Here is a 25,039-nt window from a genome sequence, read left to right as displayed (position 1 = left end):
CGATGACCTGGCTGCATTTGTTATCAAAAAACTGATTGAGCGTAACCCCTCTTTGGATACAAAGCTTATCGAAGACGTTATTTTTGGTGCAGCCAATCAGGCAGGTGAAGACAATAGAAACGTAGCGCGTATGGCTGGTTTGATGGCAGGATTACCCATTGAAACAGGTGGGGTTACGGTTAACAGACTTTGTGCATCGGGGCTTCAGTCCATAATGGATGCTTCAAGAGCAACTATGCTAGGCGAGGGTACAGCTTATATTGCTGGTGGAGTAGAAAGCATGACACGTGCACCTTTTGTAACTGGCAAATCTGAATCTGCTTATGGTAGGACTATGGAAACGTATGATACTTCCATCGGCTGGCGATTTATCAATCCAAAACTAGCCAAGATGCATTACCCTTATGCCATGGGAGAAACGGCTGAAAATGTGGCTGAGCGATGGAAAATAACCAGAGAGCAACAAGATGAGTTTTCCCACAATACACAAGTTAAATACCAGGCTGCGCATAAAGCAGGAAAATTCAAAAATGAAATTGAAGCCTATACCATTTCTCAAAGAAAAGGTGACGATATTATTTTCGATAAAGACGAACATCCAAGGCTATCATCAGTAGATAAGCTTGCCACTCTTAAACCAGCATTTAAAGAAGGTGGAACTGTAACTGCCGGTAATTCTTCTGGAATAAATGACGGTGCCGCGGCTTCGTTGATAGTAAATGAAGATGCCTTGAAAGAGTTTAACCTCAAGCCGATTGCACGTGTGGTTTCAATGGCCATCGCAGGAGTTTCACCAGATATTATGGGAGTTGGTCCCGTGCCAGCCACACAAAAAGCTTTGAAAAGAGCTGGGCTATCAGTGAATGATTTAGATGTGATTGAGTTGAATGAAGCTTTTGCTGCACAGTCTATTGCCTGCATGAATGACCTCGGGCTTGACCCGGATAAAGTAAATGTAAATGGTGGTTCCATTGCCATTGGTCACCCCCTTGGAGCCAGCGGAACAAGAATTACCGCCACTTTACTGCATGAAATGCAAAAGAGAGAAAGTGCTAAATATGGCTTGGCGACTATGTGCATTGGGGTGGGACAAGGAGCTGCAGTGATATTCGAAAAGTTATAATGCGCTACTTTTTTGAGATAGCATATAACGGCACTACTTTTCATGGTTGGCAAAGGCAAAAAAATGCTAAATCCGTTCAGCAAGAGGTAGAAGAAGCACTTTCTAAAGTACTTCAAAGCGAAGTCTCTATCACTGGCAGTGGACGCACAGACACAGGAGTGCATTGCCTTCAACAGTTTTTTCATTTAGAAAGTGATGAAGCGCTTACAGAAAAGCTGTCTTTTACACTTAATAAGATGCTAGGTCCGGACATAGCCATTAATAATATGTTTCAAGTGATTGAGGAAGGGCACGCTCGTTTTAGTGCATTGTCCCGAAAGTATGAATATCGGATCACCACCAAAAAAGATCCATTTCAAAAAGATTTTAAGTATTTCCTCAATAGGCCGCTAAACATCCAAACTATGAACGATGCTGCTGCGTTACTTATCGGGAAGCAAGATTTTGAATCGTTTAGCAAAGTAAAAACCGAAGTGAACAACTTTTTCTGTGACATTACCGAAGCGGAGTGGAAGGTTAATGGAACTGACTTGGTTTTTCATATCAGAGCGAATAGGTTTCTAAGAGGAATGGTTAGGGCTATTGTAGGAACTTTGTTAGATGTTGGGTTTGGAAAAATAGCTCCTGAGGAGGTGAAAAACATTATCATTGCTAAAAATCGAAAACAGGCTGGGTCAGCGGCTCCGGCACATGGATTATTTTTAACGGAGGTCACGTATCCTCCAGAAATTGTGAAGAAATAGATTGGAAAAAGAGCAGGAAACCAGTGGGAATATAGTCGACTTCAAAGTACTGAAGCGGTTAATGCAATTTGTAAAACCCTACAAGCTGCAGTTTTATCTTTTAATCTTTCTTACCATCTCACTAGGTATTCTCGCGCCCCTTCGCCCATGGGTAATTCAACTTACTTTAGATAATGAAGTGGCTGTTGGTGATTATGATGGGCTTATTAATATGGTCATCTTATTAGTTGGGTTACTCATATTTCAATCCATTGTACAGTATGCACACACCTTCATGTCGGGTTGGCTTGGCCAGCATATTATCAGAGATATTCGAATTAGACTTTATAAGCATTTAGTGAGCTTAAGACTGAAGTTTTTTGATCGCACACCTATTGGTCGATTAGTTACCCGCAACGTATCAGATGTAGAAACATTGGCCGATGTTTTTAGTGAAGGCTTGGCTGCAATGGTTGGCGATTTACTTCAGTTGATATTCATTTTAGGTTTAATGATTTACACGGATTGGAGATTAGCTCTTGTCAGTTTGTCTACGCTTCCATTACTCATAATTAGTACTTATGTGTTCAAAGAAAAAATTAAAGTGGCCTTTAACGATGTACGTAATGCCGTTTCTAATCTCAACAGTTTCGTTCAGGAGCATATTACGGGCATGAGTATCGTGCAGATTTTTGGTAGTGAAAAGAGGGAGTATAAAAAATTTACTGAGATTAACAGAGAGCACCGCAGAGCCAACCTAAAATCAGTTTTATATTATTCCATTTATTTTCCGGTGGCAGAAATAATAAGTGCCGCTGGTATTGGGCTTTTAGTGTGGTATGGAGCTAAAGGCGTCATCCATCAGGAGGAAACAGGTATTACATTAGGTATGCTTATTGCATTTATCATGTACATTCAGATGTTCTTCCGACCCATTCGGTTAATTGCCGATAGGTTTAACACACTTCAGTTAGGTATAGTGAGTTCTTCCAGAATAATGAAATTGCTGGATAACGAAGAACATATTCCAAATAATGGAACTCATATTCCGGATCATATTGAGGGTGAAGTAGATTTTGATAAAGTTTGGTTTGCTTACAACGATAATGAATATGTTTTAAAAGACATATCATTAAAAGTAAACCCGGGAGAAACTGTGGCGCTGGTAGGTGCTACAGGTGCCGGAAAATCGTCCATCATAAATCTGCTAAATCGCTTTTACGATATTAACAGAGGCTCTATCAAAGTAGATGGAAGAGACATCCAGGAATATGATCTAGATGCCCTGCGCTCCAATATAGGTGTGGTTTTGCAGGATGTGTTTCTATACTCAGATACCATCAGGCATAATATTACCCTTGGCAATCCCAATATCGGTGATGAAGAAATTATGCGGGCAGCCGAATTAGTTGGTGCTAAAAAATTCATTGAACGATTACCAGGTGGATTGAACTACAATGTGATGGAACGTGGTTCAACGTTGTCTGTGGGTCAGCGGCAGCTGATTTCCTTCGTGCGAGCCATGGTATACAACCCTAAAATCCTTGTACTGGATGAGGCCACATCATCTGTAGATACAGAAACCGAAGAAATGATTCAAAAGGCCATAGATAAAATGATGAAAGGCCGCACTGCCATTGTTATTGCGCACAGACTTTCTACCATTCAACAAGCCGATAACATTATAGTGCTTGATAAAGGAGAAATCAAAGAAAGTGGCTCCCATGAAGAATTACTCAATCAGGGTGGTTTTTACACTCAGCTTCACAATATGCAGTACAAAGAAATTGTTTAGCACTTGTCGATTTATTTAATCAATTTCGCTGAATTATTTAATTGTGGCTAATTTAGTTGGCTAATGTTCAGATTAACCAAGTGCATAGTAATCGTTTTTCTCCTGATTCTGGTAGCTGACGAAGCTTTTGCCCAGAAAAGGAAAAGGCCAACTGCTACCTCGCACCATAGGGGTAGATTTAAACCTATCAACATCAGTCGTGCGAAAGCCAGTGTTGTTTGCCCAGTGTTCGAGGATAGTCAATATCCCTATCACGGTATCGGAATAAAAGTAGGAGATCCTTTCGCGCTAACCTATAAATTCTATGCCAACAAAAACTTTAGTGTTGTTATTGATGGTGGTAAAACAGCCAGTGGCTTGTATAGCAAGTATTACAGGGAAAATTTCGATACCATCACTCAGCCGGATACTTTACTACAAGATCAGAGTGTTGAGTATCTGGGTCATGTAGTTGATAAAGACCTCGTTTTTGAAGGTAAGCTTTTATACCAACGTGATGCTTCAAAGCTTCTGAAAGGTTTACAATGGTATGTGGGGGCAGGTGTACAATATCGTGACACAGAAATTCAGTATGAGTATTTGGTAGAAGTCTCTTTTGATAGAACTGAAATAGATACATTCGATGAAGCATTCACATCGCTAGGACCAACAGCGGTAATTGGTATTGAATACTCCTACTTCACCATTCCTATAGCTGCTTTTATGGAAATCGAATGGTATACTGATGTGGTAAATGATCCGGGATGGCAACGGTTTCAAGGGGGGGTAGGACTTAGATTGGTTTTTTAAATGGTAAAAAAATTATTACTCATTGTTACTCTTATTTTAGTAATTACCATAATTATTTACTCTTTTTTGGGCGGTTATAGCAAAGTTGAATTTGAGCTTCTTACTGATGATTTAACAATTTATGGGTCACCCTATCAAGGAAGCGTGGAAAGTCAGGAGTTAGACAGTATTATTTCTCATTTCCAACAATTATCAAAATCATCTGAAAGTAAGTTTACAGTGGTTGATTACTTCACAGATTCTGAAGACTCAATCAGTCAGTTTATTGGCATTACTTCGGCTGCTAATTTTAAAATTCCTTCTATTGAAATGAAGGAAGTAACTATGCTCAAGGCTAAAATTACTGCACATCCTATTGTTATGCCTTTGCCTGAAGAGGTCAAAGATGCTGCACAAAAATTTGCTGCAGCGAATGACTATCGCCTGGATGAATTTTCTATTGAAATATATTCTGAAAGTGGAGAATTGATTGTCTTCTTTCCTGTTAAGGCTAAATAATCTATTGCTCTAAAGATTCTTCTGCAGACATCTGCTTCTCATATAATTCTTTATACGAGCCGTTGATTGACATCAACTCATCATGAGTGCCTTTTTCAACAATTTTCCCATCATCAAGCACAACAATTTTATCTGCCAGTTTTGCCGAAGAAACACGGTGCGAGATAATAATGGTAGTTCTGCCTTTCATAATCTTCTTCATACTGTTAAGTATGGTATTCTCCGTTTTCATATCAACAGCCGAAAGTGCGTCATCTAGCATCAGAATTTTAGGGTTTCGAGCAACGGCCCTTGCTATAGACACCCGTTGCTTTTGGCCTCCACTTAACGTAATTCCACGCTCACCAACTCGTGTATTAAACCCACTAGGGAAATCCATAATGTTGTCATAAACGTCAGCATCTTTGGCTGCTTTTATCACCGTCTCTTCGTTTGATTCATCACTGCCAAAAGCAATATTATTAAAAAGGGTATCTGAGAATAAAAACACATCCTGCGGTACGTAACCTATCTGGCTTCGTAAGCCAACCACATCATATTTTTCAATGCCCTGCTCATCTATTTTAACTTCACCAGAAGTGGCATCATACATGCGACTAATCAAATTTGCTATCGTACTCTTACCCGATCCTGTTGTACCAATAATGGCTAAAGATTCACCAGGGTTTACACTAAAAGATATTTCTTTTAATGCCTCAATGCCTGAATCAGGATATACAAAACCCACGCGCTTGAATTCTATCTTACCTTCTAACTCTTTTACAAATCCTTCTGTGGAAACAATATCATTTTTTGTCTTTAAAAATTCATTCACCCTCTTTTGAGAAGCAGCAGCACGTTGAATAATACTACTTACCCACCCTAGAGAAGTTACCGGCCAAGTGAGTAAATTCACATAAATAATAAATTCAGCAATGTTTCCGAAGGTCAAGGTGCCTTCAATCACCTGAACGCTACCCGCATAAATAGTTAAAATGGTGCTGAGCCCTATCAATGCCATAATCAAAGGGAAAAACAATGCCTGAACCCTGGTCAAGTCGAGCGATTTCTCTTTATAATCATTACTTTCTTTGGCAAACTTGTTAATCGAATCATTCTCGCGAGTAAATGATTTCAACACTCGAATGCCTGAAAATGCTTCCTGGACATACGTAGATAATCCACTCTGGCTAATTTGAATTTCTTCAGACCGTTTATTAATGATGTTGTTCACATAATAAATACTTACAGAAAGAATGGGCAATGGTATGAGTGCATACAATGTTAATTCTACGTTGATAGAAAACATGTAGGGGATAAGCATCGCAAAAAGCGTTATTAGACTTAACCCATACATAATAGATGGGCCTAAATACATTCTCACTTTGCTTACATCTTCAGAGATTCTATTCATTAAATCCCCCGTGTTATTTCTTCTGTAAAAGCTAAGTGGCAATGATTGATAGTGAGAATAAATTTCATTCTTCAAATCATACTCCACCAGGCGCGACATCACAATAATGGTCTGCCTTACCATGAACAAAAACGCCCCGCGCAAAAGAGCCATTAACAATATTATCCCTCCATAAATAAGAATGCTCAAAGCAAAGGTTTCATACATGCTCTGCTGCAATTCCAAGTTTTGGAATGACTTATAAATGAGAATATTATCTGCTACAAGATCTAACGCATATCTTACCAATTGTGCAGGTATAATTTGGAAGATGTTGGATATAATAATAAACAAAACACCAAGTGCCAGGTGGTATTTATATTTCCACAGATATTTATTTAGATAACTGAGTTCTTTCATAGAAAGCTTTCAAATACAACGCACTGATTGACGAATGGTTGTTTCAATCGTTTGCTTTGATTGAATTATTATAAAAAAGGATTAATTTTGCGCCACAATTTTCATGAGGCTATCTCTTTTGATCGGCTCAAAACTACAACAAACAACTAATTAGCACATTATGATGGATGTAAAAGAAATGGAAAAGGTAGAGGGAGGATTTCTGTTTTCAGAAGTCTCTAAGTTAGGTCATGAGCAGGTAGTATTCTGTTATGATGAGCCTACCGGTTTAAAAGCCATTATTGGAATTCATAACACCGTTCTAGGGCCGGCATGTGGCGGTACCAGAATGTGGAACTACACCAATGAACAGGAAGCTATAACCGATGTTTTACGTCTGTCAAGAGGCATGACTTACAAATCAGCCATTTCAGGATTGAATTTTGGCGGTGGTAAGGCAGTAATTATTGGCGATGCCACAACCATGAAAACCGAAGGGTTTTTAAGAAGGTTTGGAAAATTTGTTCAAAGCTTAGGTGGTAAATACATTACTGCGGAAGACGTGAACATGAAAACCCGTGATATGGAAATCATCGGGATGGAGACAAAATATGTAACCGGACTTCCGGAAGTTCGCGGTGGTGGTGGAGACCCCTCTCCTGTTACTGCTTATGGAACATACCTGGGCATGAAAGCTACTGCCAAAAAAGTATTTGGTTCTGATAGCCTGACAGGCAAAAAAGTGGCTGTTCAAGGCGTTGGCCAGGTGGGTATGTACCTAGTGGAGCATCTGGCAAAAGAAAATGCCAAATTATATATCACAGATATTTCTGAGGCTAAACTAAAAACTATCTCAGAAAAGTTTGGTGCCACAGTAGTTGGAATGGATGAAGTGTATGATTTAAATGTTGACATCTACGCACCATGTGCATTGGGAGCTACTATTAATGATGATACTATTGAAAGGCTAAAATGCCAAATGATTGCCGGTGCAGCCAATAATCAATTAGCTGATGAAAAAAAACACGGCTACATGTTAGTTGATAAAGGCATTACTTACGCACCAGATTTCTTAATTAATGCAGGTGGTATCATTAACGTTTACGAAGAATATTTAGGCAATTACAATAGAGAAAGTGCTTATCTGCAAGCAGAAAATATTTACAATACGTGTTTAAACATCTTTGATGTTGCTGAAAGCGAAAATATATCTACTCAGGATGCGGCAATTAAGCTGGCTGAAAAGAGAATTTCAGATATCGGTAACGTTAGATTGCCGAGATAAAATTAAATACCCTAATTTTGCGGTCTTGAAAGTGGTGGCTTCTTGCCACCGCTTTTGTTAGAAACAAAAAGGTTTTTAATTCAATACTGTAAATGCTCAATAGACGCACATTACGCATCAAGGCGATGCAAACACTTTTTGCTTATAAGCAAAGCCAGGAAGCCAACTATGCCCTTTCCCTGGATTTTATTGCTGAAACGTTCTCTCCCGATTTAAATTCTATGGAGGTGCAGGATAAGGAGCAGTTAAAAAAAGACAAAACAGAGGCCTCAAAAGTTTTCAAATCGCTCTTCGAAGAAAAAACTTATCAGGCCAAACCTGATAATAAAGTAGAATCTGTGGTTGAAGAAGCCATCAGGGATTACCATAGCAGAAACCTGAAGGATCAGAAGCACTTTAACAAAACCATGATACAAGAGGCTGAAAAAATAGTAGACCGCTACATTCTCATTTTGTTGTTATTAGTGGAATTCGCAGACCTTGCAGAAAAAGATCATAAACTAGATCAAACAACCTTTGTTAAAAATTTGTTAATCAAAGCCATAAGGTTCAATAAGTCTGTTGAAACACTTAGCTTGAGGAGGAATTTAAATTGGTCTAATGAGACTGATCATTTAAGGCAGTGGTTTAAAGATATTTTAAAAACTGACGAAAAATATAAAGAGTATGTGAAGCTGGAAAACGCGTCTTTTAAAGATGATCAGGAAATAGTGCTTCATATTGCTAAAAATATCGTTTTCAAAAATGAGCTAATCGAAGGCTTTATGGAAGAAAGTGATATTAACTGGGATGAGGACAGAGCCATTATAAAAAGCCTGGTAACCAAAACCCTAAAGTCAATCCCCGAAGGAGATGTGAATGAAGAATTTGAACTTCAAGAACTTTCTTACAACTGGGAAGATGACAAAACGTTCTTTCAGAAGCTGTTTGAAGAGAGTATAAAAGTAGAGGAAGCATATAACTCACTTATAGCGGAAAAGACTAAAAATTGGGACATTGAACGAATTGCTGCCACCGATAAAGTAATTATCGAAATGGCCATTGCAGAAATGATCAATTTCCCCAGTATTCCTGTTAAAGTGACAATTAATGAATATATTGAGGTGGCTAAAAGGTATAGCACTCCTAAAAGTAAAGTTTTTATTAACGGTGTTCTAGATGTAATAGCTACCGAACTTGAAAAAAGAGGAGTGATACGAAAAAGCGGCCGTGGATTAATAGACAATAAATGAGAAAACTATGAGCAAGAAATCAGGAAACACTTTTATGGCTTTTCTTCTTGGAGCAGCAACAGGTGCTATCGTAGGAATACTATACGCTCCAGATAAAGGGTCAAATACCAGAGACAAATTATCTTATCGATTAGATAAGTATAAAATTATGCTTGAAGATTTGTTAGATGATCTGGTGAATCATAAAGATGGCCCCTTAAGCGAAGCAAAAACTCATGGCGAAAAGGTTGTGAACGATGCAAAAGAAAAAGCTGAAAGATTATTGGAAGATGTGGATGAATTAATCAGCCATATCAAAGGTGGTGAAAAGGATAAAAGTTAAAAATCTTTAGATTAAAAGTTAAAACCTAAATTACAATTAAAATGAACAGAGTTATGAAATCTGCACTGGCAATAGGCTTATTAGCTTTTGTTTTAGGTGCATGCGGTAGCGATAAAGACGCGGAAAAAAGAATCGCTGAATTAGAAAGCAAATTAGAGAAGCTTGAATCTAACAAGCCGGGCGCTGCAACTCCGGCACAGCCGGAAGAAAAGCCTGAAGGGCCACTTCCTACTTTTGAATTTGCTGAAGAAGAGTATGATTTTGGTACAATTAATGAAGGCGATGTTGTTGAGCATACGTTTACATTCACTAACACTGGTGAAGCTCCTTTGATTATCCAGAGTGCCAAAGGTTCTTGTGGATGTACTGTGCCGACCTGGCCTAAAGAGCCAATTCCGGTAGGAGGAACAGGCGAAATTGTTGCAAAATTTGACAGTAAAGGTAAGCCCAATGTTCAAAATAAAACGGTGACAATTACTGCTAATACATGGCCTAAAAATTCTACGTTAAGAATTAAAGCGATGGTTACTCCGGCTGCTAAAGAAGAGACACCTACAGCAGAATAATTAGCTTAGATTAAATACTTTATATTTGCACATCCCAACTTCTTATCGAGGTTGGGATGTGTTGTTTTTATTAACTTATTTTACTTAAAACTTATACATACTAATGGTAAATTCTATTTTACTTCAGGCTACAGAGGGCAGTGGGCTTTCTTCACTCATTTTATTTGGCGGTATTGCCATCGTATTTTACTTCTTCATGATCAGGCCTCAGCAAAAGAAGCAAAAACAACAAAAGAAATTTATTGAAGAAATTAAGAGAGGTGATAATGTTGTGACAATTGGCGGTATTCATGGCAAAGTATTGTCAACAGACGAGACAACAATAGTTTTGGAAGTAGATAAAGGTGTGAAAATAACTTTTAATCGTACTGCCATATCAATGGATTCATCCAGCTCGTTAGTAGAAGGCGAAAACAAATAATGTTCAATAAAATCAAAGCGATACTACCCTCTTTAAGTCCAGAAAGGATAAAGAATCTTCGGGTAATATCGCTTTGCGTTTTGGCAGCAGGAACGTTCTGGTTTTTAAATGCATTAAACGATTCGTACTCCACCACCTTCAGGTATCCCATTACATTTGTTTATGACAACGATAAATACATAGCCATTAATGAACCCCCTTCTGATGTACAGATTAACATTAGCGGTGTTGGATGGAATTTGTTTCGAAACAACTTGGGTATAAAAACCACCCCCGTTACTATTCGCCTGGATAACCCTACTGAAGTAAAAAAGCTACCTGGATCAAGTTTATTAGGAACCATCACCGATCAGCTGGCAGAGTTTGATGTAAATTTTGTGCTTACAGATACACTTTATCTTAATATCGATAAAAGAATTAGTAAGCGGTTTTCCTTAAAAGTTGACAGCGGTTCGTTGCAGTTATCGGATAATTTTTGGGTGACAAGCCCAATTATTTCTACTCCCGATTCAATAACACTTCAGGGTCCTGCATCACTACTTAATAAAATGCCTGAACCACTTTTAGTGAAAGTGCCCCAAGATGATATTGATGAGAATTTCAATGAAGAAATACCTGTTGAAATTGAGCATAACAGGCTGATCTCCAGAAATCCACCTACAATGGGTATAGCCTTTAGCGTAGAGGAATATCAGGAGATAACTAAGGACATTCCAATATCACCTGTAAATTTTCCTGTTGACAGCTCCAAATATTTGCAATCTCCTACTGTGCCTTTAAAGTATAGAGTGAGTATAAGTAAAGAACCTGAAATATCATTGTCAGATTTTAAAGTAAAGGCCGATCTTAAGCTGATGAATCCTAAAGATTCGCTTACTTCTTTACAATTATTATCCTTCCCTAGCTTTATTAGAGACGTGAAGCTAGAACGAGATTCGGCCAAGGTAGTTTTTAATGAAAGATAATCTACTTAAAGTTGGAATTACTGGTGGAATTGGTTCCGGTAAAAGCCTGATTTGCAAAGTCTTCTCAAAATTTAATGTGCCCATTTACGATGCCGATTCACGCGCCAAATGGCTCAACAATAATGATCCTAATATCCAAAAGGAAATCATTAAAATTTTTGGCGAAGATTCGTACATAAATGGCTCGCTTAATCGTAACCATATTTCCAACATTGTATTTAATGATGAGTCAAAACTGGTTTTGTTAAATAGCATTATCCACCCTGCCGTTGGCCGTGATTTTAAGCAATGGTGCAAACAACAGGATAGTCCCTATATTTTAAAAGAAGCGGCTTTAATGTTTGAGTCCGGGTCTTACAAGGCTTTGGATAAAGTTATTGCCGTTAGTGCTCCAAAAGAGCTACGGATTCAACGAGTTCTAAAACGCGACCCTTTCAGGTCTAAAGCACAAATTGAATCCATCATAAGCAAACAATTGAGCGAAGAAGTACGACTAGAACGTGCCGACTACATTATTAAGAATAATGAAAAGGAATTAGTTATACCGCAAGTATTGAAACTCCATGAACAATTACTTGCCCTAACAAATCACTAAAATCTGATCAGGTAAAATTTCTACCTTCACTTCCTTAAATTTTCCTATCGGCTCACCATCGATTTGCAGGTGCTCTGGTTGCTCCCCTTTTACAATAATTTTTTGAGTGCTTACAATTTTCACAAATGGCGAATAATTCAGCCTACCAACAAAAAATAAAAAGGTTAACCTAAAAAAGGCATACCAGGGATAAGGTTTAAATATGCATACTTCAAACTTCTTATCCCCAAGCTCCCCAATTGGATTCACAATCGCTCCGGTTCCGTATTTTTTAGCATTAGCAAAAACAACCATTTCAGCCTTATATTGAAAAAAGTCGTTTTCAAAGTCAAATGAATAATGAATGGCCTTTTTGGTGAAAAGTGTTTGAAAAAAGTGTTTGAAGTACGAGGTCATCCCTCTGCTATCATCGCTCTCAAACCTTCTAATTAGTTGCGCATTTAAACCTATATCACTCAAATGAATGCATAAGTGCTCATCATTTACTTTTAACACATCTACCTGCCGGGCTTTGGGTTCCTTAAAAAGTTTGAGTGATGCTTCAATGTCTTCAGGGATTTCTAATTCAGTTGCTAAACCATTGGCCGAGCCTAATGGAATAATGCCCAGTTGTATATCCTTACCAAGAATACATTTAACAACGAGATTAACGGTGCCATCACCACCACAAGCCACGGCAATCTCCGGAACTACTTTCTTAATTTCATTATTCAAGTTATTCTCATCATCATCGCCTGTTGTTTCATAAAATGAAATATCAAATGAATCAAGAATTTCAATAATATCATTTTTCAAATTAGCCTTGTCGGTATCTCCGGCAATCGGATTTATTACAAACAGTATTTTTCGCATAGAATTAATAATCCTAAATTAAGGTTTATTGAGATCAAGAAGAAAACAAGCTATTAAAACACCTGTTTCATTTATAACCCGATGGATTAGAAAGATTTTGGGCGTACTTAGCCCACCGGCCATTCTTGCCTACAAAGGCTATAGCAACGGCAAGCAGGTTTATGTCCAAGGTCACGTACTTTTCGATCGTGCGCTGAAAGAAAGCCAGGCTGGAGATAAGAAAAGAAAAAATTTTCTAGCCATGATTAGTCGATACCTGGGCAAAAGTATTGCCAACATAGAGGTAGAAATAAGCTTTTATGATATTAGACAGAAAGCCATAACTGATGAACAAGGTATGTTCAAGAGCTCATTTAATATAACGGAAGTGAAGGATGGCTGGCATCCGATTCGTTTCCGTGTGGCTGGTGGTCTGGCATACAATGAGGAAATTGCATCATCTAGCGAAGTACTCGTTGCAAATAGTTCAAGTGAATACATTATAGTTTCAGATATTGATGACACTGTGCTGGTGAGTCACGCCACTAAGGTTTTGAGAAAACTCAGACTTATTCTGCTTAAAAATTCCAAAACACGGTTGCCTTTTAATGGTGTTGCAAGGCTCTATGAAGCGCTTCAGCTGGGCAAGAATAAGGCAACTAATAATCCTTTGTTTTATGTGAGTAGCAGTGAATGGAATTTATATGACTTTCTGGAAGATTTTTTTGAGGTTAGAGGAATTCCTAAAGGGCCAATGAAGCTACAGGAGTTGAAAACCAGTTTATGGAAGATTATCTTTTCTGGAGGTGGCACCCATAATCACAAAAAAGAAAGTATTGCACATTTGCTCATTACCTTCCCTAATCAAAAATTTATTCTTATTGGTGATAGCGGACAAAAAGATGCAGAAATCTATACATCAATTGCCAAAGAATATCCCGGTAGAATTGAGTTCATTTATATCCGTGATGTGAACAAAACAAAGAAAAATAAGAAAATAAGCTCAGCGACAGCCGGGTTGAGTGAAACTGAATTAGTGATTGTTAAAGATTCGTATGAGGCTGCCGAGCATGCGTATCAAAACAATCTGATAGCTCATCAAATAAAAAAGGACTAGCTAAACGCCAGTCCTTCATTTGAGATTTACTTTTGGTTAGAAGTTAAAAACCTCTGCTTTTCCGTTAATTATTACCTTGAAATAACCATCAGAGGGCAACTGTTCGAGGTTATACAATTGTGCAAAATTGTTTGTGAAAGACTCCTTTTGCTCATAAAGTAATCTCGACTCTTCATCATATATTTTCACTTTTGCGACTTGCTCACCTTGCGCTGCAATAGATAATTTATAAAGTTTTTCGTTGATATTTTTCAACTCATCAAACCTTACATAGTGCGTGTTCTTTTTCTGCAAGTCTTTATGAGCAACATCAAATTCCATGATTCCAGAATCATCTAAAACAACAAACTTATAGTCACCTTCCGGTAAGTTTTCAAAGTTATAAGGTCGAGTAAATCCCTTTACAGCACTTATCTTCTCTTTATAAAGTACTTCACCCTTTCTATCAACAATTTTTACGTTCACATTTCGCTCATCATCGGCCAAGTAAAATAATTTAAACACCTTTTCATTTTTTACCACCTCAATTTTCGAGGACCTTGTTGCTTTTTTCTCGCCCGTTCCGGCAAATGCCGTAATACTCAAAACTATTAAGAGTACTAACAATTCAATTTTTGCTGCTTTCATGTTGTTATTGGTTTTATCTTTTTGTTCGGCACAAATTTCAGCAGCATTTCCATCAAACCAGTTAAGCCTAAATCAAAGCATTATTATTAGTTTAAGTAATAAAATAGTGATTTAGAATTGGGTTGTTAAGTAATCGTAAAGTTTCCTGTTTTTTTCAGGCAGAAGAAAATTTGGTGATCTATAGAAAGTAGTTAGTAGAAACCAGCTCGCTGAGAAAAAGGCGTTTAAAAGGCCGTTTAATGGAGAAAAATATTAGAACTCTCTACTTTATTATGTAATTGTGAAAGCGCTTTAAGTCAGTTAATAGGATGTTAAGGTTTACGCCTTTTCTTCCACTTCATCCAGCTTTTCTACCCAGAAATTATTGAAGCCCTCACCAATAATTAAGGTGATCATATTTAATTGAAGTAGTTCAAGGATAGCTAGAAAGTTGAAGATCACAGCTATTTTATTGGCATCCTGTTCTATAATTTCGCCAAAAGAAATTTTAGTTCTGTTGGTAAGATTGGCCATGATATAATCTCGCTGGCCACTGATGGTGTATGGGTATTGAATTACTTCATGGCGAGGTTTATTTTTTTCCACTTCATAGCGTTCCATCACATTCTGGAAAACTTTTAAGAGCTTGTATAAATCCAAATCCTGAAGTTCAGATTCTACATTGACAGTTTCTGAAAGATGACGAAGCTCTTTAGCCAAATTACCTCGCTTCTCCTTATCAATCTGGCTAGTTTCCATTTCTTTCAGTTCCTCAAGCACAGATTTGTATTTCTTATATTCCAATAAGTGCTTCACAAGCTCCTCTCTAGGATCAATCTCATTACCCTCTTCATCTAATTGGGGGCGGGGCAGTAACATTTTAGACTTAATGCGCATAAGCGTAGCCGCCACGAGAATAAACTCACTGGCTACCTCAATATTCATTTGCTCCAGGTTGTGTAAATAGTCTAAAAAGTCTTTTGTGATTTTTGAGATGGGAATATCATTAATATCCAGCTCATCCCTTTCAATAAAAAAAAGGAGTAAGTCAAAAGGGCCTTCAAATAGGGGAAGCTTAATTTCGAAACTCACCGGAAATGTTTAATGATTACTGTTTCAAAGATATTACTATCCGTTTAAATTACGATTGCGTTGAACAAAAAAGTGTATTTTTGCCGTTTATTTAGCAATTGCAAAACGAAAATAAAACAGTTACCTTACCTTCTTGTTTAAGGATATACATCAATTACATTAAAAATGCTTATCGAACCCGGAAAGCTTCTTGCCAAAATCAATAGTCCAGATGATCTTAAGAAACTAGATCAAACGCAACTTGTTCAGCTATGTGATGAACTCAGACATTTTATTATCGATAATGTGTCGGTTTATGGCGGCCATTTTGGAGCCAGCTTGGGTGTTGTTGAGCTAACAGTGGCATTACACTATGTTTTTAATACTCCTAAAGATCAATTGGTGTGGGACGTGGGACACCAAGCCTATGGACATAAAATATTAACTGGCAGAAGAGACATCTTTCATACAAACAGAGTGTATAAAGGCATGTCTGGCTTCCCAAAAAGAAAAGAAAGCGAGTACGATACGTTTGGCGTAGGCCATTCTTCCACTTCTATTTCTGCGGCTGTTGGCATGGCAGTGGCATCTAAATACAAAGGTGATGACGAACAACAGCACGTTGCCATTATTGGTGATGGCGCCATGACAGGCGGCTTAGCATTTGAGGGCATGAACCATGCGGGTGTATCAAATAGCAACATTCTAATTGTGTTAAACGATAACTGCATGTCAATAGACCCGAATGTAGGTGCACTAAAGGATTATTTGACAGATATTACCACATCACATACCTATAATAAGGTTAAAGATGAAGTTTGGAATTTACTTGGCAAAATAAGCAAATTTGGGCCAAGTGCCAGAGATGTGGTTGCCAAAGTAGAAAATGGAATAAAGTCGGCTTTATTAAGCCAGAGCAATCTGTTTGAATCACTAAATTTAAGGTATTTTGGACCGGTAGATGGGCATGACATCAACCACTTAGTAAGTGTTCTTGATGACCTGAAGGATATTAAAGGTCCTAAAATCCTGCATTGTGTAACAACAAAAGGAAAAGGCTATGGCCCAGCTGAAAGAGGAAACAAAACCACTTGGCATGCACCGGGCAAGTTTGATAAGGTTACGGGCGAAATACGAAAAAAAGTACACGAAACACCTCAGCCACCTAAATATCAGGATGTTTTCGGACACACACTGGTTGAACTTGCCGAAAAGAACGATAAGATCACCGGGGTTACTCCTGCCATGCCATCTGGTTCTTCTATGAATATAATGATGGATGCCATGCCGGACAGGGCATTTGATGTGGGTATTGCAGAACAACATGCTGTAACATTCTCTGCCGGACAGGCAACTCAAGGGTTAATTCCATTTTGCAATATTTACAGTACGTTTATGCAACGCGCGTTTGATCAGGTAATTCATGATGTCTGTATTCAGGATTTGCCTGTAGTGTTCTGCCTTGACAGAGCCGGGTTTGCAGGTGCAGATGGCCCAACACACCATGGTGCGTACGACATTGCATACATGCGCTGCATCCCTAATATGATCGTTTCGGCTCCTATGGATGAGGCAGAACTTAGAAACTTAATGTACACCGCTCAATTACCGAGAGAAGGAAAGGCATTTACGATTCGCTATCCAAGAGGCCAGGGCGTTATGCCCGAATGGAGAACTCCATTGGAGGAAGTAGAAATTGGCACAGGTAGAAAAATAAAAGATGGCGAAGATGTGGCTATCTTAACTATTGGCCATATCGGAAACTACGCGGTTGAAGCTTGCAATAAACTTGAAAAGGAAGGGTTAGATCCTGCACATTACGATATGCGATTTGTGAAACCATTGGACGAGAAAATGCTTCATGAAGTATTTAAAAAATACAAGAAGATAGTAACGGTAGAAGATGGCTGCCTAATGGGTGGTTTCGGTAGTGCTGTTATAGAATTTATGGCTGAGCACAACTACTCTGCCCAGGTGAAGCGTTTAGGTATCCCAGACGCTATTATTGAACATGGCGAGCAAATCGAGCTTCAAAAAGAATGTGGATTTGATCCAGATGGAATTGCCCAGGCAGTGATTTCAATGACGGAAGGAGTTCTTACAAAGTAGAATGAATATCCACTCTGAGATAATTGGAGAAGGGAATCCCGTTGTATTAATTCATGGTTTTTGTGAAACTTCCTCCATTTGGAAGCCCCTGATAAATAAACTGGCACTAAGCCATCAGGTAATCACCTTAGACCTTCCAGGGTTTGGCAAAAGTCCTTTGCAATCAATCAATTTTAGCATTATGGACATAGCCGAAATGGTTCATGGCTATTTAGAAGAAAAAAACCTTCTAAACAGCGCACTTGTTGGCCATTCTTTAGGTGGTTATGTAACACTTGCCATAGCAGAACGGCACGCTGCGGACTACAAAGGTTTTGGACTATTTCATAGTACCTCTTTCGCAGATGATGATGAAAAGAAAAGATCCAGAAACAAAACCATTGAATTTGTTAAGAAGCGAGGGGTTCAGGTATTTGCTGATTCATTTGTTCAACAACTTTTTTATGTAAAAAATAGGGCTCATCTCGAAAACGAGATAAAAGTAGTGATTAACGCAGCTGCTGAGACTTCAGCAGCTTCACTCATCAGTTATATGGAGGCTATGCGCGACCGCCCCGACCGATCTGAGGTGCTTAAAAGTATAGATCAGCCTACCTTGTTTATTGCCGGAGATCAGGATGGTTCTGTGCCCATTGATAAATCACGAGCGCAATACGGGTTAATGAAAGACGCCACTATTGCTGAATTAAAAGATGTGGCCCATATGGGCATGTATGAAGCAACTCAGAAATGTTTTATTGCTATCAATGAGTTCCTTTCGAAAGTATATCCTTCCGATGATTCTGAAGATGCTGGTACTCTTCCTGATCGAGATTTAAAGAAGAATTTGGGGTGTGGATGAAAATGTTTAAGAATATCTTATTAGCATTGAACTTTACAATATAAAGGTTCTATTAATGCTATTTTCATCAGCAATATTCCTTTTTTGCTTTTTGCCTGTCTGTTTGTTTCTAATATGGGTCGCCAATAAAAAACACCATAATTACATATTATTAGCGGCAAGCTTACTATTCTATTCCTGGGGTGAACCAGTAATGATATTAGTAATGCTTAGTTCGATTATCATTAATTATTTGATTGGTCTAAAATTAATGAGTCATAACCGAGTTTTAGCATTGATTATTGCATTGGTATTTAATCTCGGATTGCTGATTGTATTCAAGTACTCGAACTTTATCGCAGATAACATTAATTACATTTCTGGATTTGAATTACTGAACCTTCCTACAATATTGCTTCCAATAGGTATCTCTTTTTTTACATTTCAAGCACTTTCATATATTATAGATGTTTATAGAAATCAGGTTAGCCCACAGAAAAACTTTTTTGACCTGGCATTATATATATCATTGTTCCCCCAGCTTATTGCTGGGCCAATTGTTAGATATCATGATATTAATGATCAACTCAAGCAAAGGAGTATTACACTGGCCAAGTTCGAAAGTGGCGTTCAACGATTTATTATCGGTTTTGTCAAAAAAATACTTATCGCTGACAATATGGCCTATATTGCTGATACCGTTTTTAATTATGGTAATACTGAATTAGATACAGCGTTAGCCTGGATAGGTATTTTAGCATATACCTTCCAGATTTATTTTGATTTTTCAGGATATTCCGACATGGCTATTGGATTGGGGCGTATGTTAGGTTTTGAGTTTCTTGAAAATTTTAACTACCCATACATAGCTAAATCAGTGAAGGAATTTTGGCGAAGATGGCATATCTCACTTTCTACTTGGTTCAGAGATTATCTTTATATACCACTTGGTGGTAATCGCTCAGGTATAACTCGTACTTATATTAATCTGATTATAGTTTTTCTTTTAACCGGTATTTGGCATGGTGCTAAATGGAATTTTGTGGTTTGGGGCATGTATCACGGATTATTTTTAATCATAGAAAGAGTACTAAAACCAAAAAAAATACTCCCCGTTTTTTCTCATGCCTATTTGCTAATTGTGGTAGTTGTAGGCTGGGTATTTTTTAGAGCTGATACTCTAGCCCACGCTATTAATTACTTAGAAAAATTGTTCATCCCGTCTACTAGCCTTGAATTTCCAAATAATGTTAAATATTTAATTAATAAAGAAGTTGTTATCATTTCAGTTCTTGCAGTTATTTTATCAACTCCAGTAAAGAATAAATTGCAGGACCTTATACAAATGAATTCTGGTAAATGGGGGCCAATATTGAAAACATCGTATTATAGTCTTCTAATAGCCTTATTTCTTATTAGTATTTCTTACATGGCGGCAGACACATACAGCCCTTTCATCTACTTTAGATTCTAATGTTAAAAATTGGACGCTACATATTTTCCTCCCTTTTTATATTGATAGTATTTCTACCTCTAATTGATACTGTTTTTAATATTCTACCAGAAAATAAAAATATAGAAAACCGAACTCTTGCTACTTTATCACTTGATTCGACCGATTTTTCAGAGATTCCCAGAGAATTACAGGAATATTTCAAAGACAATTTTCATGGTAGAAGCTTGTATTTTGACATCAATATGAAGATAAAAAGAAGCTTAAGCTCAAAGCCATTTAAAGACAATAGTCTAGTTGTTGGAAAGGATGGTTGGTATTTTTCCAATTTTCAGCATGTAATTGACGACTATAGAGCCGTTAGGCCTTTTACTGAATCTGAAGTTGTTGAAATTCGAAAATCAATAGAGAAGTGCACTAATGATTTGTCTGAATTGGGTATAAAATACTATTTGTTAATTGTACCAAACAAACACACAATATATCATGACAAACTTCCGGATTATATTAAGAAAATTGGAGCTAAATCTCGATTAGAGCAACTATTGCCTGCATTGCAAGAAGCCGATATTCCTATTGTTGACATTAGAGATGTTATGTTTCAATCAAAAGACTCTACCCTTTATTTTAAAACTGATTCACATTGGAATTTGAATGGATCATTTATTGGTTATCAAGAACTTTTTAAGAAGATTCATAAAGATTTCACTGAACTAACGCCTTTGCAAATATCTGACTTTCATATACGAGGGTATGAGAAAAAAGGTGGAGATATTGTTTCAATGATGGGTATGGAGTATGAAATCAAAGACACTTTCATAGAATACAATCCTATCAATGGATATTTGTTTAAAGAAGCCCCAATCGGAAATTATAAATTGCCTGACCCTAAAATTTTCCACCCAGAAATAACGGTAACTGCATTTGAAGGTGGTAAATCAAAACTAAAGGCTGTTGTTTTTAAAGACTCTTATGCAGGTTATATGCAACAATTTATTAATCAACATTTCCAAAGAACTGTCTACGTTTGGGGACATAACTATCAGCTTAACAAGGAAATTGTTGAAAAAGAAACCCCTGATATTGTCATACAAATAATTGTAGAAAGATATTTATATACGCTTCTAGAAGCTAGTGAAGTAAATGCAAGAGCCGATTAGATCAATATACTTTTTCAAAACCCTTAACCCTTGGTTTGTGTCCACACAAAACAAGATTAGATTGAAAAAACGTCCTTAAACATGTCGCTAAAAGTAGTATACCAAAAAATCTTAGGTTCGACTCGTGAAAACACGAGCCAAGGGTATGAGGGATTTAAAGAAGAATTTGGGGTGTGGTTAATTGCCCTATTTTAAATTAACCTTCACTCACATTTATGCTTATCACCGGAAAATCGGCCTGGAAAACCAAGGTTTCGGTTACCCCTATCAGATAGTGCGCTTTGTAGGCTTTTCTGTGATTAATTAATACTGCCATATCCGCACCTGCTTTTTTGCAATAGCTAAGTATCCCTTTAGCTACATCGTGATCATTTCTAACCTGGATATCTTTATTTGAATTCGTACTTTTCAAAAAGTTACTTATCACAACATCAATCTCTTCTGAGGTTTTAAAATTATGCGGTGTATTAATATAAATTAGATCTAAATGTGCACCTAAGGCTTTTGAAATAGCTTCCATCTTTTTAAAAGGAACCTCAGCCTCTTTATCAAAATTGGAAGCAAAAACTATTCTGTCTAGCTCCTTAAGCGCAAAAGAATCTTTAACAGCAACAACAGGTATTTTTGTGCTTCGCATTATCCGCTGAGTGTTGCTTCCTATAAAAAGGTCGGCTTTATGCGAGGTTCCATGAGAACCAACTACAATCAGATCCACATCATTCTTAGAAAGAAAATGATTGATTTCATCTATAGGATTTCCAAAAGCAAGTGTTTTAGCCACCTTCACAGTATCAAACATTTTATCTGATACGAGCTTTTCCAAAGACATTTTGGCGGACTCAACTTTATGAGAGGATTCTGGGTATTTTTCCTTCATTTCATCCGTCATTTTATCCCAATCTGTTGGAGTATACACAACATGATAGAAATGAAGTTCGGCTCCAGATTTTTTTGCTAATGACAACGCAACCTTGGCTGCATTATTAGCATTAGATGAAAAGTCGGTAGGTACCAAAATGCGTTTCATTGCTCTGTTCTTTTGATGATAACCGAAGTTCCCTCTTTTATTTTTTAGTTAGTATGAGGACTGTCAGTAGATCAAATGATTGAAATCAATAGTTCATAACTTTAATAACCTCAGGTAAACCCCAACCTTGGTTTATGTCCGCAAAAAAAAATACTAGCTTGAAAAAATGATGAAAAGGAACGCTAATTGAAGTATCTAATAAAGAATAACATTTTTGTCTCGTGAAAACACATGCCAAGGCAGGATTTATTCTGAAAACCAAACGATTATAAACTAATCCAAATTTGATTGACTAAAATCACTTTTGTTTATGATACCTTTTCCTTTCAAAATTTTGTTAATCACACCATTAGATTCTATCTTCGCATTGTTTATAATTAATCTAAATAAAAGCGGTGGACATACGAAACGTAGCAGATTTAAGCCCTGGAGAAAGTGGAATAATTAGCGGCTTTATGGATGATGCCTTATCGCTTAAGCTTTTAGAAATGGGTTGCCTTCCTGGTCAACCAATAAAGTTCAATTTTGCTGCTCCTTTAGGTGATCCAATTTGCGTTAGTGTTTCTGGTTACGATCTTTCATTAAGGCTTGACGAGGCAATCACTATTTCAATTCAGTAAGATGGCAATAGGCGATATGAGAAAAATCGCCTTGGTGGGCAATCCTAACTCAGGTAAATCTTCTCTTTTCAATCATCTTACTGGTCTCAATCAGAAAATAGGCAATTTCCCGGGGGTAACTGTTGATAAGAAAACAGGGTTTACTACGCTGCCTAACGGAGAGAAAGTTGAAATAATCGATTTGCCTGGCACATACAGTATATATCCTAATTCAAAGGATGAGCGTATTGTTTTCGATATTCTAGCCAACAAAGCACATAGCCTTCATCCAGATGCTGTTGTGGTAATTGTGGATGCCTCAAACTTCAAACGAAATCTTCTTCTTTTTACTCAAATCCACGATTTAGATATTCCCGTCATCCTGGCCTTGAATATGATGGATATAGTGGAAAAAACAGGATTAAGCATCGATGCTGAAAAACTCAGTAAAGAGTTAGGCGTGCCGGTTTTACCTATGAAAGCACGCTCCGGCAAAGGACTTGATCTTCTGAAAGAAACCATTAGTGGCCTACAGCACAACAAACGCAAGCCTATTTTTGATGCAAAGGCACATGCACCTGAAGCGATAGAAGCTGTAAAAAGCTCTTTCGATATTGACAACGACTATGTTGCTTATCAACTTATTCAACAACATAAAATTAACGATTCAATTGCGGATGAGGATAAGGCAAAGCTTGAAAGCATTGAAGGTAATTTTAAATTTTCGAAGGATGAACTTCGCAGAAAAGAAACATTAGAACGGTACGCTGCTATCAATGAGTTTATCAATGGCTCTGTAAAAGAGAACTTTACCGTACTTCCAAAGCGCATTACTGACACCTTGGATAAAGTTTTTACGCATAAAATCTGGGGTTACGCCATTTTCATAAGTATTCTCTTTTTAATCTTCCAGTCTATTTTTGCCTGGGCGACCATCCCAATGGATTTAATAGATCTGGTATTTTCAGAATTCAGCAGTTGGGTGAGTACTACTTTACCTGATAGTATGCTTACTAACCTACTTGCCGATGGGATAATACCGGGCATTGGTGGCATTGTTATTTTTATACCACAAATAGCCATTCTATTTGCCTTCATTTCAATTTTAGAGGAAACCGGTTATATGTCCAGAGTAGTATTTTTAATGGACAAAATCATGCGAAAAGTGGGACTCAATGGTAAGAGTGTTGTACCTCTTATTTCTGGCGTTGCCTGCGCCATTCCAGCCATTATGGCTACTCGAACCATTGAAAACTGGAAAGAAAGGCTCATTACCATTTTCGTGACTCCTTTTATGAGTTGCTCTGCAAGGCTGCCTGTTTATACCATCCTCATAGCATTAATAATCCCAAATAAATATGTTCTAGGCGTATTCAACTTACAAGGGTTGGCACTTATGGGGCTTTACCTGCTCGGTTTCCTGATGGCCATTATCTCTGCCGGAGTGATGAAACTTATTTTAAAAACAAAGGAGCGCAGTTTTCTGGTAATGGAGTTGCCCACCTACAAAGCGCCCAGATGGGCGAACGTTGGCTTAACGATGGTTGAAAAATCAAAAACTTTTGTGTTTGAAGCCGGTAAAATAATTTTAGCAATTTCTATTATTCTGTGGGTGCTGGCATCTTATGGCCCTGGTGACCATCAGGAAAATGCCAGAAACTATGTATTGGAACAAACAACCGATCAGCTTTCTGAAGAAGAAATAGAGAATAAGGTGCAGTCTTATAAATTGGAGCATTCGTATGCAGGAATTTTTGGTAAAGCAATTGAACCCGCCATCAGACCACTTGGCTATGACTGGAAGATAGGTATTGCTTTGATTACTTCTTTTGCAGCCCGTGAAGTTTTTGTGAGTACAATGGCTACCATTTACAGTATTGGAGATACTGATGAAGAAGCCACTATTAAAAGCAGACTGCGTTTGGAAGTAAATCCCGAAACAGGTAAGGCTAGATATGATTTACCAACAGGCATGTCGCTGTTAGTTTTCTATGTATTTGCCATGCAGTGTATGAGCACCCTTGCAGTGGTTTACAGAGAAACTAAAGGCTGGAAATGGCCCATGCTACAATTAATAATCATGACCGGTATTGCTTATTTATCGGCCTTGTTGGTTTACAACCTTTTGTCATAAAAGGCTGTAAGATTTTCTTAATTTGTTA

General features: G+C 37.6%; 24 protein-coding genes. 19 read left to right on the top strand and 5 right to left on the bottom strand.

The features are described 5' to 3' along the window. From RLO81_RS04205 to RLO81_RS04185, 5 genes are all read left to right on the top strand, one after another. The coding region (locus tag RLO81_RS04205; protein WP_350107679.1) for a thiolase family protein at positions 1-1,123 on the top strand (1,123 nt) is incomplete at its 5' end. Beyond that, entirely contained in the window at positions 1,123-1,866 is a 744-nt protein-coding gene (gene truA / locus RLO81_RS04200) for a tRNA pseudouridine(38-40) synthase TruA (protein WP_350107675.1), read from the top strand. The genes RLO81_RS04205 and truA, both read left to right, overlap by 1 nt. A gap of 61 nt (positions 1,867-1,927) precedes the next feature. Further along, positions 1,928-3,640, top strand: coding sequence for an ABC transporter ATP-binding protein (locus RLO81_RS04195; RefSeq protein WP_350107682.1), 1,713 nt, complete (start codon positions 1,928-1,930; stop codon positions 3,638-3,640). Positions 3,641-3,703: 63 nt separating this feature from the next. Next, positions 3,704-4,429, top strand: a complete 726-nt coding sequence (locus tag RLO81_RS04190) for a hypothetical protein (RefSeq protein WP_350107672.1) — start codon at positions 3,704-3,706, stop codon at positions 4,427-4,429. Next, positions 4,430-4,927, top strand: coding sequence for a hypothetical protein (locus RLO81_RS04185; RefSeq protein WP_350107669.1), 498 nt, complete (start codon positions 4,430-4,432; stop codon positions 4,925-4,927). A 1-nt stretch (position 4,928) separates the two neighbouring features. On the opposite strand, the gene RLO81_RS04180 is transcribed toward RLO81_RS04185, so the two are convergent. After that, positions 4,929-6,719, bottom strand: a complete 1,791-nt coding sequence (locus RLO81_RS04180; RefSeq protein WP_350107667.1) for an ABC transporter ATP-binding protein — start codon at positions 6,717-6,719, stop codon at positions 4,929-4,931. Positions 6,720-6,879: 160 nt separating this feature from the next. Here RLO81_RS04180 and RLO81_RS04175 point away from each other — a divergent pair, with 160 nt between their 5' ends. From RLO81_RS04175 to coaE, 7 genes are all read left to right on the top strand, one after another. After that, a complete protein-coding gene (locus RLO81_RS04175; protein WP_350107664.1) occupies positions 6,880-7,983 on the top strand; it encodes a Glu/Leu/Phe/Val family dehydrogenase in 1,104 nt (367 codons plus the stop codon). Positions 7,984-8,075: 92 nt separating this feature from the next. Further along, the gene (gene nusB / locus RLO81_RS04170) at positions 8,076-9,215 is read left to right on the top strand and encodes a transcription antitermination factor NusB (RefSeq protein ID WP_350107661.1); all 1,140 of its coding nucleotides are present in this window, start codon (positions 8,076-8,078) and stop codon (positions 9,213-9,215) included. Between the two features lie 7 nt (positions 9,216-9,222). After that, positions 9,223-9,537 (top strand): YtxH domain-containing protein, encoded by a 315-nt coding sequence (locus RLO81_RS04165; RefSeq protein ID WP_350107658.1) that lies wholly within the window; start codon positions 9,223-9,225, stop codon positions 9,535-9,537. A gap of 41 nt (positions 9,538-9,578) precedes the next feature. Next, positions 9,579-10,103 (top strand): DUF1573 domain-containing protein, encoded by a 525-nt coding sequence (locus tag RLO81_RS04160; protein ID WP_350107654.1) that lies wholly within the window; start codon positions 9,579-9,581, stop codon positions 10,101-10,103. Positions 10,104-10,206: 103 nt separating this feature from the next. Then, positions 10,207-10,524 (top strand): preprotein translocase subunit YajC, encoded by a 318-nt coding sequence (yajC, locus tag RLO81_RS04155; RefSeq protein WP_350107651.1) that lies wholly within the window; start codon positions 10,207-10,209, stop codon positions 10,522-10,524. After that, positions 10,524-11,489 carry a YbbR-like domain-containing protein gene (locus RLO81_RS04150; RefSeq protein WP_350107648.1) on the top strand — a complete coding sequence of 322 codons (966 nt, stop codon included), beginning with the start codon at positions 10,524-10,526 and terminating at the stop codon, positions 11,487-11,489. Before yajC ends, RLO81_RS04150 begins: the two co-directional genes overlap by 1 nt. Then, complete coding sequence (gene coaE, locus RLO81_RS04145) at positions 11,479-12,084, top strand: dephospho-CoA kinase (protein WP_350107645.1); 606 nt, start codon at positions 11,479-11,481, stop codon at positions 12,082-12,084. Before RLO81_RS04150 ends, coaE begins: the two co-directional genes overlap by 11 nt. Here the strand turns inward: coaE and RLO81_RS04140 are convergent. Then, on the bottom strand, positions 12,070-12,936 hold the full coding sequence (locus RLO81_RS04140; RefSeq protein WP_350107642.1) for a diacylglycerol/lipid kinase family protein: 867 nt from the start codon (positions 12,934-12,936) through the stop codon (positions 12,070-12,072). The genes coaE and RLO81_RS04140 overlap by 15 nt on opposite strands. 28 nt (positions 12,937-12,964) lie before the next feature. Between RLO81_RS04140 and RLO81_RS04135 the strand changes: the two genes are divergently transcribed. Further along, on the top strand, positions 12,965-14,032 hold the full coding sequence (locus RLO81_RS04135) for an App1 family protein phosphatidate phosphatase (RefSeq protein WP_350107639.1): 1,068 nt from the start codon (positions 12,965-12,967) through the stop codon (positions 14,030-14,032). Between the two features lie 36 nt (positions 14,033-14,068). On the opposite strand, the gene RLO81_RS04130 is transcribed toward RLO81_RS04135, so the two are convergent. Together RLO81_RS04130 and RLO81_RS04125 are read right to left on the bottom strand one after the other, a co-directional pair. Then, a complete protein-coding gene (locus RLO81_RS04130; RefSeq protein WP_350107637.1) occupies positions 14,069-14,659 on the bottom strand; it encodes a hypothetical protein in 591 nt (196 codons plus the stop codon). A 318-nt stretch (positions 14,660-14,977) separates the two neighbouring features. After that, positions 14,978-15,730, bottom strand: a complete 753-nt coding sequence (locus RLO81_RS04125; RefSeq protein ID WP_350107635.1) for a segregation and condensation protein A — start codon at positions 15,728-15,730, stop codon at positions 14,978-14,980. 165 nt (positions 15,731-15,895) lie between these two features. Between RLO81_RS04125 and dxs the strand changes: the two genes are divergently transcribed. The 4 genes from dxs (at position 15,896) to RLO81_RS04105 (ending at position 21,251) form a co-directional block, all read left to right on the top strand. Then, a complete protein-coding gene (gene dxs / locus RLO81_RS04120) occupies positions 15,896-17,818 on the top strand; it encodes a 1-deoxy-D-xylulose-5-phosphate synthase (protein WP_350107632.1) in 1,923 nt (640 codons plus the stop codon). Between the two features lies 1 nt (position 17,819). After that, the gene (locus RLO81_RS04115) at positions 17,820-18,659 is read left to right on the top strand and encodes an alpha/beta fold hydrolase (protein ID WP_350107629.1); all 840 of its coding nucleotides are present in this window, start codon (positions 17,820-17,822) and stop codon (positions 18,657-18,659) included. 250 nt (positions 18,660-18,909) lie between these two features. Continuing rightward, a complete protein-coding gene (locus RLO81_RS04110) occupies positions 18,910-20,112 on the top strand; it encodes an MBOAT family O-acyltransferase (RefSeq protein WP_350107626.1) in 1,203 nt (400 codons plus the stop codon). Then, positions 20,112-21,251: an alginate O-acetyltransferase AlgX-related protein gene (locus RLO81_RS04105; protein WP_350107623.1), complete on the top strand. Its 1,140-nt coding sequence runs from the start codon at positions 20,112-20,114 to the stop codon at positions 21,249-21,251. The genes RLO81_RS04110 and RLO81_RS04105 overlap by 1 nt, the downstream gene beginning before the upstream one ends. 196 nt (positions 21,252-21,447) lie before the next feature. Here RLO81_RS04105 and RLO81_RS04100 read toward each other — a convergent pair whose 3' ends face one another. After that, positions 21,448-22,278: a universal stress protein gene (locus RLO81_RS04100; RefSeq protein ID WP_350107620.1), complete on the bottom strand. Its 831-nt coding sequence runs from the start codon at positions 22,276-22,278 to the stop codon at positions 21,448-21,450. 395 nt (positions 22,279-22,673) lie between these two features. Here RLO81_RS04100 and RLO81_RS04095 point away from each other — a divergent pair, with 395 nt between their 5' ends. Together RLO81_RS04095 and feoB are read left to right on the top strand one after the other, a co-directional pair. After that, positions 22,674-22,898, top strand: coding sequence for a FeoA family protein (locus RLO81_RS04095; protein WP_350107617.1), 225 nt, complete (start codon positions 22,674-22,676; stop codon positions 22,896-22,898). A 1-nt stretch (position 22,899) separates the two neighbouring features. Further along, positions 22,900-25,011 (top strand): ferrous iron transport protein B, encoded by a 2,112-nt coding sequence (gene feoB, locus RLO81_RS04090; protein WP_350107614.1) that lies wholly within the window; start codon positions 22,900-22,902, stop codon positions 25,009-25,011. The last annotated feature ends 28 nt before the right edge of the window (positions 25,012-25,039 follow it).

It is taken from the genome of Fulvivirga sp. (assembly GCF_040220315.1).
Classification (GTDB): Bacteria; Bacteroidota; Bacteroidia; order Cytophagales; family Cyclobacteriaceae; genus Fulvivirga.
The sequence above is the reverse complement of the archived record's forward strand: the minus strand, read 5'-3'. Positions and strand labels throughout refer to the sequence as shown.